The sequence below is a fragment of the Streptomyces sp. G7(2002) genome (genome assembly GCF_028870195.1).
Classification (GTDB): domain Bacteria; phylum Actinomycetota; class Actinomycetes; order Streptomycetales; family Streptomycetaceae; genus Streptomyces; species Streptomyces nigrescens.
The window spans coordinates 8,114,320-8,126,805 of record NZ_CP102609.1; the positions used below are offsets into that span (position 1 = coordinate 8,114,320).

General features: G+C 71.8%; 9 protein-coding genes. 6 read left to right on the plus strand and 3 right to left on the minus strand.

The annotated features are described in order from the left end of the window. Positions 1 to 17 precede the first annotated feature (17 nt). Positions 18 to 905 (minus strand): 3-keto-5-aminohexanoate cleavage protein, encoded by an 888-nt coding sequence (locus tag NUT86_RS34830; RefSeq protein ID WP_272595468.1) that lies wholly within the window; start codon positions 903 to 905, stop codon positions 18 to 20. Between the two features lie 53 nt (positions 906 to 958). Then, entirely contained in the window at positions 959 to 1,828 is an 870-nt protein-coding gene (locus NUT86_RS34835) for a TetR/AcrR family transcriptional regulator (RefSeq protein ID WP_018088422.1), read from the minus strand. Positions 1,829 to 2,034: 206 nt separating this feature from the next. Here NUT86_RS34835 and NUT86_RS34840 point away from each other — a divergent pair, with 206 nt between their 5' ends. The 3 genes from NUT86_RS34840 to NUT86_RS34850 all read left to right on the plus strand — a co-directional run bounded on the left by NUT86_RS34840 (position 2,035) and on the right by NUT86_RS34850 (position 7,059). Continuing rightward, the gene (locus NUT86_RS34840) at positions 2,035 to 4,098 is read left to right on the plus strand and encodes a SpoIIE family protein phosphatase (protein ID WP_018088423.1); all 2,064 of its coding nucleotides are present in this window, start codon (positions 2,035 to 2,037) and stop codon (positions 4,096 to 4,098) included. Positions 4,099 to 4,181: 83 nt separating this feature from the next. Next, positions 4,182 to 5,582: a glutamine synthetase family protein gene (locus tag NUT86_RS34845; RefSeq protein WP_274739321.1), complete on the plus strand. Its 1,401-nt coding sequence runs from the start codon at positions 4,182 to 4,184 to the stop codon at positions 5,580 to 5,582. 187 nt (positions 5,583 to 5,769) lie between these two features. Continuing rightward, positions 5,770 to 7,059, plus strand: coding sequence for an MFS transporter (locus NUT86_RS34850; protein WP_018088425.1), 1,290 nt, complete (start codon positions 5,770 to 5,772; stop codon positions 7,057 to 7,059). A 30-nt stretch (positions 7,060 to 7,089) separates the two neighbouring features. On the opposite strand, the gene NUT86_RS34855 is transcribed toward NUT86_RS34850, so the two are convergent. Continuing rightward, positions 7,090 to 8,616 carry a M81 family metallopeptidase gene (locus NUT86_RS34855; RefSeq protein WP_274739324.1) on the minus strand — a complete coding sequence of 509 codons (1,527 nt, stop codon included), beginning with the start codon at positions 8,614 to 8,616 and terminating at the stop codon, positions 7,090 to 7,092. 206 nt (positions 8,617 to 8,822) lie between these two features. On the opposite strand from NUT86_RS34855, the gene NUT86_RS34860 reads away from it, so the two are divergent. Genes NUT86_RS34860 through NUT86_RS34870 form a run of 3 tightly spaced genes read left to right on the plus strand, consistent with a single transcriptional unit; the run spans position 8,823 to position 12,465 of the window. Beyond that, the gene (locus NUT86_RS34860; RefSeq protein WP_274739325.1) at positions 8,823 to 10,622 is read left to right on the plus strand and encodes a peptide ABC transporter substrate-binding protein; all 1,800 of its coding nucleotides are present in this window, start codon (positions 8,823 to 8,825) and stop codon (positions 10,620 to 10,622) included. Beyond that, complete coding sequence (locus NUT86_RS34865) at positions 10,619 to 11,569, plus strand: ABC transporter permease (RefSeq protein WP_266443839.1); 951 nt, start codon at positions 10,619 to 10,621, stop codon at positions 11,567 to 11,569. The genes NUT86_RS34860 and NUT86_RS34865 overlap by 4 nt, the downstream gene beginning before the upstream one ends. Then, positions 11,566 to 12,465: an ABC transporter permease gene (locus tag NUT86_RS34870; protein ID WP_266443836.1), complete on the plus strand. Its 900-nt coding sequence runs from the start codon at positions 11,566 to 11,568 to the stop codon at positions 12,463 to 12,465. Before NUT86_RS34865 ends, NUT86_RS34870 begins: the two co-directional genes overlap by 4 nt. Positions 12,466 to 12,486 lie beyond the last annotated feature (21 nt).

Sequence of the window (12,486 nt, forward strand, 5' to 3'; positions counted from 1 at the left end):
GGGAGCGCAGTCGCGGGTCAGGCGCGGGGCTTCAGGCCCAGCCGGGCGCGCGCCTGGTCGGGGGTGGCGACCGTGGCGCCGAGCAACTCGGTGATCTGGACGGCGCGTTCGACGAGCTGCCCGTTGGTGGCCTTGACGCCCTTGCTGAGGTACAGGTTGTCCTCCAGGCCCACCCGCACATGCCCGCCGAGGAGGATCGACTGGGCGACCCACGGCATCTGCATCCGGCCGAGCGCAAAGCTCGCCCACTGGGCGCCCTCGGGCAGCATCCGCACCATCGACTGCAGTACCCCGGGGTCGGCCGGCGCGCCCCACGGGATGCCCATGCACAGCTGGAAGACGGTCGGGTCGTCCAGCAGTCCCTCGGCCAGCAGCTGCTTGGCGAACCACAGCTGACCGGTGTCGAAGATCTCCAACTCGGGCCGCACCCCGAGCTCCTGGATGCGCTTCGCGCCCGCCCGCAGCATGTCGGGGGTGGAGACATAGAGGTTGGAGCCGTCACCGAAGTTGAGGGAGCCGCAGTCCAGAGTGCAGATGTCGGGCAGCAGTTCCTCGACGTGCGGCAGCCGCTCCAGACCGCTCACCAGGTCCGTACCGGGCAGCTGCCGCAGCGGGGCGTCGGGGTCGATCACCAGGTCGCCGCCCATGCCGGCGGTGAGGTTGATGACGACGTCGGTGCCGGTCTCCTTGATCCGCTCGACCACCTCGGCGTACAGCCGCGGGTCGCGCGACGGATCGCCGGTCTCCGGATCGCGGACGTGGATGTGCACCACCGCGGCGCCCGCGGCCGCCGCCTCGACGGCCGATGCGGCGATCTGCTCGGGCGTCACGGGGACGTGCGGGGAGCGGCGGACGGTGTCGCCGGCGCCGGTGAGCGCGCAGGTGATGATGACCTCGTGATTCACGGGGATCCCTTCGATGGGGGTGGGTGCCTCGGGCTCGGCGGGGAACGGCGGCGTCAGACCGCGGAGGCGGGGGTGAGCTCGCTCTCCACGAAGGCCAGCAGCGCGGTGTGCATGGTGTCGGGGCCGGTGCTGTCAGGAGCGGTGGCGAGCACCTGCGTGGCCAGGCCGTCGATCAGGGCGGTCAGCCGGAGCGCGGTGAACTCCGGATCGACGGTGCGGAAGACGCCCTGGTCGACGCCGCGGCGTACGACCTCGGCGACGGTGGTGCGCCACTGCCGGTAGTAGTGCTCGTGCAGCCGCCCCACGGCGGTGGAGCGGGCGGCCTGGGCCCACAGATCGAGCCAGACCAGCCACTGGCGGCGCTGCTGATCGGTGCGCGGGGTCTGCAGCGCGATCAGATGCAGCAGCTCGCCGCGGGCGTCGGGGGCCGCGGCCAGCCCCGCGGCGCGGCGCTCGGTGTCCTCGTCCATGCACCAGCGCACGGCCGCTTCCAGCAGCTCGTCGCGGCCGGGGAAGTGGTAGTGGACGGCGGCCGGGCTGGTACCGCAGGCGGCGGCGATATCGGCGACCCGTACGCCGTGGAAGCCGTGCTCGGCGATCAGCCGGACGGTCTCCCGCACGATCTGCAGGGGCCGGCCGCCCTCGGGCACGGCGGCCGGCTCGCGGCCGGGCGGCGCCGAGGGCCGCTCCGGGGCCCCGAGCAGCCAGCCGGTGTCGACCGCGCCGATGTCGGCGATCCGCACGATCTCGGCCAGCGTGAAACGCCGGGTGCCCCCCAGTGACCTGGACAGTTTCGAGGGGTCCATCACGATGCGGCGGGCGAACTCGCGATGGCTGCAGCCGAGCCGTCCGATCACCTGCCGGACACGGTCCGTGACCTCTCCGGCGTCGTCGGTGACCCGGTCTCCGGGGGTGTCCTTCATGGTCCGGGACCGTAACAGGCGTGTTGAGAACATCGCAACGGTTGGGGGAAGGCGGGGTGCGTATTGGCCTGATATAGCCAGCATCAGGGAGCGGGAATGCGGGGAAACTGAGAGCAGAGTCAGTGTGGCGACGGCTGCCGTCGCAGCCCGATCGGGTGAAGGGACTGAAGACGCCGCAATCCGGGTGAATGTGGCAAAGTGACGACATGGCTGACCGGGGAGCGAAGCGGCCCACCGTGTCGGTGCCGGACGACTGGCCCGCCCACCCGGACCTGACCCTGGCCCTCAACGGCATGGGAGCCTTCGACTGGGACCTCGACAGCGGGCTGATGCACATGGACCCGCCCGCCCTCGAGGTGTTCGACATGCTTCCGGCGGAGTACGACGACCGTCCGGCCACGCTCAACTGCCGTGTCCCGGCCCATGAGGCGGCCCGTCTGGACGCCCTGGTCGCGCGGGCGCTCAAGGACGGCAGCGACTCCTACGGCGCCTACTTCCGGGTACGGCTGCGCAGCGGTGAGCTGCGCTGGACCCACTCCCAGGGCAGCATCCGCCGCGACGACACCGGCCGGCCCCGCCGCATCATCGGAGTGGTCCGCGACGCCAGCCACGAATACACCCACGCGGCGGAGCGGCTCGCCGGCGATGAGGAGCGCCGGCGGCACACCAGCGTCGTCGAACGCACCACCGCCGCCCTGGCACACGCCAGGACGGTCGGTGAAGTGATCGCGGTGCTCGCCGATGAGCAGGGCCTGAGCCGGCTGGGCGCGGAGAACGTGATCCTGGGCCTCGTCGAGGCCGGACGCATCCGGCTGATCTCCGAGGGCAAGGCCGGCAGCTTCGTCCCCGACCTCGAATACACGCGGGTGGGGGACGAATTCCCGATGAGTGAGGTCGTCCGCACCCTCACCCCGCGCTATGTGGGCAGCCGCGCCGAATTCCGGCACACATACCCCCGGCTGTGGCCGGCCATCGAGCCGCTGAACGTCAACTCCGCCGCATATCTGCCGCTGATCGCGCAGGGCCGCCCGATCGGGGTGATCGGCCTGTTCTTCGAGCGGGAGAGCGACTTCCGCGACCAGGAGCGCAACGTCCTGGTGGCGCTCGGCAGCAGCATCGCGCAGAGCCTGGCCCGCGCCATGCTCTACGACCAGGAGCATGACCTCGCCGCCGGTCTCCAGCAGGCCATGCTGCCCCGCCGGATCCCCGGCATCCCCGGCGCCCAGATCGCCGTCCGCTACCGCTCCGCCCGGATGGGCCGGGACATCGGCGGCGACTGGTACGACGTGATCCCGCTGCCCGACGGCCGGGTCGCCGCCGTCATCGGCGATGTCCAGGGCCATGACACCCAGGCCGCGGCGCTGATGGGCCAGCTGCGGATCGTGCTGCGCGCCTACGCCGCCGAAGGGCATGCCCCCGCCACCGTCATGGGCCGCGCCTCCGCCTTCCTCAACGAGCTGGACGCCGACCGCTTCGCCACCTGCACCTACGTCGACGCCGACCTGAGCACCGGCTCGGCCCGGATCGTCCGGGCCGGCCATATCGACCCGCTGCTGCGGCACGCCGAGGGCATCTGCCGCCGGCTGCCGGTGGCCGGCGGGCTGCCGCTCGGGATCTCCTCCGAATTCCGGCGGCTCGACTACCCGGTCACCACCGTCCAGCTCGCCCCCGGCGACACTCTGCTGCTGTGCACCGACGGCATCGTCGAACAGCCCGGCACCGACCTCGACATCGGGATGCGGGAGTTGGCCCGCGAGGTCCGCGACGGCCCCCAGGACGTCCAGCAACTCGCCGACCGGCTCTGCGAGTCGGCGGGCGACCGGACCGGCGAGGACGATATGGCGCTGCTGCTGCTGCGCCGGCTGGGCGCCCCGGAGCACGACATCGTCGGCCGGTTCCGCCAGCACATCGCGCCCGCCGACCCCGAAGGCCTCTCCGCCGCCCGGCACATGATCCGGGCCGCGGTGCGCGCCTGGGGCGCGGCGGACCGTGCCGAGGAGATCGAACTGGTCGCCGACGAGCTGATCACCAATGCGCTGCTGCACACCGACGGCGAGGCCGTGGTCAACATCCGTATGCCGCACAGCGTCGGGCGGCTGCTGCGGCTGGAGGTCGAGGACCACTCCAGCAGCCTGCCGCGACGCCGTGAGCCCGGTGAGGCCGGCGTCTCCGGCCGCGGTCTGCTCCTCGTGGACCGCCTGGCGGACGTCTGGGGTGTGGAACCGCGCGGCAGCGGAAAGTGCGTATGGTGCGAGTTCAACTGCTCCTGACCGGGCGGCGTCGAGCCGGGCCGGCAAGGGCGATCAGCGGGCACGGGTGCCGGGCACCGGCACGGTCGAGTGAGGACGGCACTATGGGAACGCGGGCTGCGGAACAGCGCGAGGAAGCCCGCCGGCTGGCGGCGCAACTGGAGGCGGAAGGTGTCCGGAATGTGGCGCTGACCTGGGTGGACAACGCCGGCGTCACCCGCGTCAAGACCATTCCGGCGCAGCGGCTCACCGCTGCCGCGGAGCGCGGCGTCGGGATGTCGCCCGTCTTCGACGTCTTCACCTCCGACGACGCCATCACCGCGTCCGACCACCTCGGCGGACCCGACGGGGACCTGCGGCTCTTCCCCGACCTGGACCGCGTCACCGTACTCGCCGCACAGCCCGGCTGGGCCTGGGCGCCGGTGGACCGCTACGACCAGCTCGGCCGTCCGCACCCCGCCTGCCAGCGGCAGTTCGCCCGGCGGATGGTGGAGCGGGCCGCCGCGGCCGGGCTGGAGCTGCGGATGGGCTTCGAAACCGAATGGGTGGTCACCCGCGCCCCGGAGGGACACCACCCGGCCGCCACCGGCCCGGACGAGGCGCTCGACTACCCCTGCGCGGGCCCCGCGTACGGCATGACCCGGGTCGTCGAACTCTCCGACTACCTCCGCGATGTCACCGAGGCGCTGGCCGTCCAGGGCATCGACGTCCTCCAGCTCCACCCCGAGTACGCCCCGGGCCAGTTCGAGGTCACCACCGCCCCGGGCGACCCCGTCCGCGCCGCCGACGATGTGGTGCTGGTCCGCGAGACCGTCCGCGCCGTCTCCGCCCGGCACGGACTGCGGGCCTCCTTCGCCCCGTCGGTCGTCGCCGGAGAGGTCGGCAACGGCTGCCACCTCCACCTGGGCCTGTACCGCGACGGCGCGAGCCTGCACCGCACCCCCGACGCCCCCTGGGGCCTGGCGCCGGACGCGGTGGCCTTCCTCGGCGGCGTCCTGAACGCCCTGCCCGCCCTGCTCGCCATCGGCTGCCCCTCACCCGCCAGCTATCTGCGGCTGCAGCCTTCCCACTGGGCCGGCATCTACCAGTGCTGGGGCGTGGAGAACCGGGAGGCGGCGCTGCGTCTGATCACCGGCGCCCCCCACGACCCGGACGGCGGCCACGCCGAGGTCAAGACCTTCGACGCCGCCGCCAACCCGTATCTCGCGGTCGGCGCGGTACTCGCCGCGGGACTGCACGGCATCGAGTCCGCGGCGCAGCTGCCGGCACCGCAGACCGGCGACCCGGGCATCCTCGGCGTCCGCGAACGCGCCCGGCGCGGCATCGTACGGCTGCCCGCCACCCTCACCGAGGCGGCCGACCGGCTGGAGAAGTCCGCCCCGCTGTACGAGGCGATGGGCGAGGTGCTGCACGGCGCGGTGCTCGCGGTCCGGCGCGCCGAGGAGGCCCACTTCGCCGACAGCGAGGCCGAGGAGATCGCCGCCGCGACCCGCTGGCGCTGGTGAGGCCGGAGGACGCCCCGGGGGCGGCGGCCCCCTCCTGGACGCCGGACTGCCCCGGAGACCTGACGGACCGGCCGGGAGCGGCGGGGACGGGCGAGCTGGTCGCCCCTCCCGCCGCACGCTCCGGGCGTAAGGGGCGAGCGGCCGGAGTGCCTCTTCCCGCCCCTTCCCGCCCCGGCACCCCCGACGCATGCTTTACTGCCGCGTGCCCTCTACAACGACCTCCGAAAAGGGCGAAATACCCCTGCGCTCCCGGATATTCGCCGATCTGACCCCGCTGCGCACCTCCCCGGACTACCGCCGTCTCTGGTGCGGCAACACCATCTCCTGGATGGGCCAGCAGATGACCGCGCTCGCGGTCTCCCTGCAGGTCTATGCCATCACCCACTCCACCTTCTCGGTCGGCCTGGTGGGGCTGTGCTCACTGGTCCCGCTGGTCGTCTTCGGGCTCTACGGCGGCGCCATCGCCGACACCGTCGACCGCCGCAAACTGGGCCTCTACAGCGCCATGGGCGCGACGGTGATGTCCCTGGTCCTCGCCACCGCCGCGCTGGCCGGATACCACCGGGTCTGGCTGCTCTACACCGTCGTCGCCTGCCAGGCCGTCTGCTTCGCGATGAACTCACCGGCCCGCAGCTCGATGATCCCGCGGCTGCTGCCCACCGAACAGCTGCCGGCCGCCAACGCCCTCAACTCCCTGACCAGCAACCTCGGTCTGATGGGCGGACCGATGCTGGGCGGGGTCATCGTGGGCCTGTGGGGCTATCAGACCGCGTATCTGATCGATGTGGTGGCCTTCAGCGGCTCGCTGTACGCGATGTGGCGGCTGCCGTCCATGCGGCCCGACCAGGGAGAGGGGCCGCGGCGCCGGGCCTCCGTCCTGGACGGCCTGCGCTTCCTCGCCACCCGGCCGAATCTGCGGATGACGTTCTTCTCCGACCTCGCGGCGATGGTGCTCGCCCAGCCGCGCGCCCTGTTCCCCGCGGTCGCGGTGCTCTGGTTCGCCGGGGACGCCAAGACCGTCGGCCTGCTGGTCGCCGCGCCCGCGGTGGGCGCCGTACTGGGCGGGCTGTTCTCCGGCTGGCTCGGCGGCATCCGCCGGCACGGCCTCGCCATCCTGATCGCGGTGGCCGCCTGGGGCGCCGCCATCGCCTGCTTCGGGCTCTCCCGGCATCTGTGGCTGGGGCTGTTCTTCCTGGCCGTGGCCGGCTGCGCGGACACCGTCTCGATGGTGTTCCGCAGCACCATGCTGCAGGCCGCGACGCCGGACGAGATGCGCGGCCGGCTCCAGGGCGTCTTCATCGTCGTGGTCGCCGGCGGCCCGCGGCTCGGGGACTTCCTCGCCGGCTCGGCGGCCGATCTGACCTCCCCGGCCACCGCGGTGATCGGCGGCGGCGTGGCCTGCGTCCTGGCCGTGACCGCACTCGGTCTCGGCCGCCGCGCCTTCGCCCGCTACGACGCCCGCGATCCACAGCCGTGAGGGTGGCGGCGGTCCCCGGCCTCCGGCTCCCTACAGCAACACCGGGGTCAGACCCGGATCCTCGAACCCCTCGTCGTCGAAGGGGTAGAGGGGCCGCAGCACCCTGTGGTGTCCGAGGCGCAGCAGGTCCTGATCCACGCCACCGGGGGTGAGTGCGAGCAGCCAGTCCGCGGCCATCTCGTACAGCTCGGGTTCCAGATAGCCGATCTTGACGACCACCAAGTCGTAGGCGAGCGGATCCAGTGAGCCGAAGTCCGCGCGGGTGTGGAACGGCTTGCGGCGCTCGGTCAGCACCACCGTCACCCCGCCGCAGGTGACGGCCGCGGACCGGCCGCCGCCGTCGTAGGCCGGATTCCCGCGCGGCGTACCGGGGCCGGGTCCGGCCGGTTCGTCCACGGCGGTGACCGTGCCGGTCAGCACATACGGTGCGGTGTGCGGGCCGGTCCCCGCGCTGAACCGGCCGCCCACGCCGAGCGTGACCTCGGCGCCCACCCCGGCGGCGCGGCAGACGGCGACGGCCTCGGGGTCGGTGATGCCCGGATGCAGCGCGGTGACCCGGCCGCTCGCCAGCTCCTCGTGGGCCAGCAGCCGGCCGAGCATGTACGCGAGGTCCCCGGCGCCGCCCGCGGTGGGGTTGTCGCCGGAGTCACTGATCAGGAACGGGCGGGCGGGGGAGGCGACGGCGCGGGCGATACAGGTGTCGGCGTCACCGGTCGGGCCGGCGAAGGCGAAGTCGCGACGGGCGTCCCAGTACGCACGGGCCAGCGATCCGGCCTGCGTCAGGGCGAGTTCGGGATCGTCCGCGGTGACCACCACGGCGGCCCGGCAGCGTGCCTCGTCGGCCCAGGCGTAGCCCACCCAGACCGCCGCGTCCACGACGCCGTCGAGCGCCTCGACCGAGGCCAGCCGCCCGTAGAGCGACCTGGCCGGTTCCAGCCGGGTGCTGGTCTTCTCGCCGGGGAGCAGGACGGGAATCTGCACCCAGGCCCGGTGCGGGCGGCCCCGCCCGTGGACCAGCCGTTCGACGAGCTTGCGGGTGGCCCGCTCCCGGGTCTCCCAGGCGTCCTCGTGCGGGGCCGTCCGGTGCGCGGTGAGCAGATCGAGATGCTCGGCGAAGCGGCGCGAGACATTGCCGTGCAGATCCATGGCGGCCGAGATCAGGGTGTCGGGACCGGTCGCGGCCCGTACCGCGGCGGTGAGATCGGCCTCCGCGTCGTCCAGTCCGACCACGCTCATGGCGCCGTGGATGTCGTACACGAGCCCGTCCAGCGGGCCCGACTCCTCGATGCGGCCGGTCAGTTCCTCCTTGATGCGGTCGTAGACGGCGCGCTCGACCGGCCCGCCGGGCACCGCGACGGCATGCACCAGCGGCACCCACTCCACGAGTCCGGACAGCTCGCCGTCCGGCCGGGTCCAGGTGTAGCGGTCCAGCAGCGCACGCTCCCGGGTGATGCGGAAGTCGTCGTATCCCGAGCGGTGCGGGCAGAACTGGCTGGACTCGATGGCCATACCGCCGATACCGATGCGGAGCCGGGAACCGGAAGGGGTGGACGACATGGGGCTCACTTTCCCTCGGGCGGGCTGGAGTTGACCAGAGCGCCTCAGCGGCACTGAGGGTGAGTGCGCTGGTGGCCATCGGCAGACGGTGCTCCAACTCGCCGACAATAGGCCGTAGTTGGCCTGCTTTCGCCAAGGTCTTGACTTCCTTTCTCGGCCCTCCGTACTTTGCTCGCACTTCGACCGGCCGACCTCCCGGAGGCAGCATGGGTCCGCGCACCACACGCATCCGCGGGCCCCTGGGGCGTATGGCGGCCGCCGTCCTGCTCGGTACCTTCGTGCTCTTCGGCTGCGGGCCGCCTGGCAACGTTGTCACCGACCTCGGTGCCACCGGCGGGACACCCGTCGAGGGCGGCACCGTCACCATGGCGCTGCCGCCCGCCGCCACTCCCAACTGGATCTTCCCCATCGGCGCCCCCGGCTATCTGGCGTCCTTCAACAGCGCCATCCAGAACCTGCTGTTCCTGCCGCTGTTCACCCCCGAGCGCAAGGGTGCGGCGCTGACCATGGAATCGCCCCGCGGCCTCGCGGAAATGCCCCGCTACCGCGACGGCAACAAAACCGTCACCATCTCCCTGAAAAAGGGCTATGAGTGGTCCGACGGAAAGCCTGTCACCACCCGCGATGTGAAGTTCTGGTTCGATCTGATCAAGCACAACAAGAAGGACTGGGCCGGTTATTCGCCCGGGCTGATGCCGGACGACGTCAAGACCTTCGAGATCGTCGACGACCGGACCTTCCGTCTCCGGCTGGACCGCGCCTACAACCCGGCCTGGTTCACGGCCAATGAACTCCAGGACTTCGGCGCCCTCCCCGTACACGCCTGGAACCCCGGTAACCAGAGCCCCGAGCGGGCCTTCGCCCGGCTGATGCGGCACGCCAGGCAATTCTCCCGGTTTGCCACAGACCCCCTGTGGCAGACCGTCAACGGGCCCTGGAAGGTGGAGAAATGGACGACCTCCGGACAGGTCTCCCTGATCCCCAACAAGCATTACCGCGGGCCTGACACACCCCATCTCGACCGGGTGGTCCTCAAGCCCTTCACCACCGCCGACTCCGCATTCAATGTGCTGCGCGCCGGCGGCGTCGACTACGGCTATATCCCGCCCTCGGTCATGGCGCAGTCGGCGAAATTCCGGGAGAGGGGCTATCGGATCGATCCGTGGGAGGGCTGGGCGATCACCTATATCGTCCTCAACTTCCAGCACCCCACGGCCGGACCGCTGCTGCGCCAGGACTATCTGCGTCAGGCGCTCCAGCATCTGATCGACCAGAAGGCGCTCTCCCGGGTGGTCTGGCACGGCAGCGCCGCACCCACCCTCGGCCCGGTCCCCGCAGGTCTCCTCGACCGCGACCCATATCCGTACGACCCCCGGCGGGCGGGGGCGCTGCTCGCCGGGCACGGCTGGGCAGAGCGGGCCGGTGTGCTGCGCTGCGTACGGCCCGGGACCGGCGCGGGGGAGTGCGGTGCGGGCATCAAGGACGGCCAGGAGCTGCGGCTCGCGCTGCTCTCCCAGTCCGGCTCGACCGAGACCTCCAACACCATGCAGGTCATCAAGTCCGAATTCGGCAAGGCAGGCGTCACTCTCGACATCCGGCAGCAGCCGCTGAACACCGTCCTGGGCACCACCGTCCCCTGCAAACGGACCGAACCCCGCTGCGCGCAGTGGCAGCTCGGCTTCTTCGGCACCCAGGGCAGCTGGTACTTCCCGCCCGACCCCAGCGGAGAGAAGATCTTCGCTAGCAACGCGCCCTCGAACATGGGCAGTTGGTCCGATCCCCGCACCGACCGGCTGATCCGGGCCACCGAGTACTCCGACGACCCGGCCGCCCTGCGTGACTACGGCCGGGAGGTGGCCCGTCAGCTCCCGGTCCTGTGGACCCCCAACCCCGCCTACCAGGTCTCCGTCATCCGCAACGATCTGCGCGGCGTCGACCAGAACCCGACCCTGTCCCTGGCGCCGCAGAACTGGTACTTCGTGAAGAAGGGCGGGGCCGGCAGATGATCCGTTTCCTGGTCAAGCGCCTCGCCCAGGCCCTCGTCGTGCTGCTGCTGGTCTCCGTGATCGTCTTCGTCCTGCTGCATCTGCTCCCCGGCGGCCCGGCCCGCGCCATCCTCGGTGTGCAGGCCACCCCGGAGGCCGTCGACCACTTCAACCACCAGCAGGGGTACGACCGTTCCCTGCCCGAGCAGTACCTCGGGTACCTGGGACGGCTGCTCACCGGCGACCTCGGCGAGTCCTACAAGCTCAACCAGGGCGTTGCCGCACTGCTCGCCGAGCGGCTGCCCAAGACCGCACTGCTCGCCGGCCTCGCCCTGGCACTCGCCGCGCTGCTCGCCGTCCCGCTGGGCATCCTCCAGGCCGTACGCCGCGGCAAGGCCGTCGACCACGTGCTGACCGGTGCGGCCTTCCTCGCCTACGCCACCCCGGTGTTCTTCCTCGGCCTGGTGCTCATCCTGGTCTTCAGCCAGGAGCTCCCCCTGCTGCCCGCCGAGGCACCACAGGCCGACACGGTGGGCGGCCTCCTCGCCGAACTGCCCGCCCTCGTCCTCCCCGTCGTGACCGCCGCGCTCGGCATCATCGCCGTCTTCAGCCGGTATATGCGCTCCGCCGTCCTCGACAACCTCGGGGAGGACTACGTACGCACCGCCCGCGCCAAGGGGCAGTCGCCCGCCCGCCTCATGACCAGACATGTGCTGCGCAACGCCCTCATCCCGTTGGCCACCCTCCTCGGCCTCTACCTCCCCACCCTCTTCAGCGGCACCCTCGTCGTCGAGTCGATGTTCAACTACCCGGGAATGGGGCTGCTGTTCTGGAACGCCGCCCAGAGCTCGGACTTCCCCGTCCTGCTCGGCGTCACCCTCGTCGTCGGCACCGCCACCGTCCTCGGTTCCCTGATCGCCGATATCGCCTATGCCGTCCTCGACCCGCGCATCAGGAGCGTGACGTGACGCCCACCGCCCTCGACGCCGCCGCCCGGACGGACACCACCCCGGCCGGCCCCGGCCCCGCCCGCCGCACCCTCGCCGTCTTCGCCCGCAACAAACTCGCCCTCAGCGGCGCGCTGGTGCTGCTCGCCCTGTGCGCCTTCTGCTTCCTCGGGCCGCTGGTCCACCCCACCGACCAGATCCACACCGACCTCGCCCAGGCCGGCCGGGCCCCCGGCGCGGGCCATCCGCTGGGCACCACCGACCTGGGTTACGACGAGCTGGGCCGGCTGATGTACGGCGGCCGGACCTCCCTCGAAGTCGGGCTGGCGGCAGGGCTGCTGGCCACCCTCTTCGGGACGGTCTACGGAGCCGTCGCGGGCTACTTCGGCGGCTGGGCGGACGCGGTGATGATGCGCGTCACCGATGCCGCACTCGCCATTCCGGCGCTCTTCCTGCTCGTCGTGGTGGCCGCGATCGTCACCCCCGGCAAGCCCCTCCTCATCCTGATCGTCGCCTCCGTCGCCTGGCTCTCCCCGGCCCGTCTCGTCCGCGGTGAGGCGCTGGCGCTGCGCAGCCGCGACTACATCCATGCGATGCGGCTGATGGGCGGCGGAGGCGGCCGTGCCGTCTTCCGGCACATCCTCCCCAACGCCCTCGGCACCGTCATCGTCAACGCCACCTTCCAGGTGGCCGACGCCATCCTCTACGTCGCCTATCTGTCCTTCCTGGGCCTTTCCCTCCCGCCGCCCGCCGCCGACTGGGGCTCCCTGCTCTCGGCCGGCCTCACCTACACCCAGGTCGGCCACTGGTGGCTGATCTTCCCGCCGGGCCTTGCGATCGTGCTGACCGTCGCCGCCTTCCACTGCGTCGGAGACGGTCTGCGGGACGCCTTCGACGTACGGCTGAAGAAGCCCTGACGCGCGTTTCCCGAAGAACCG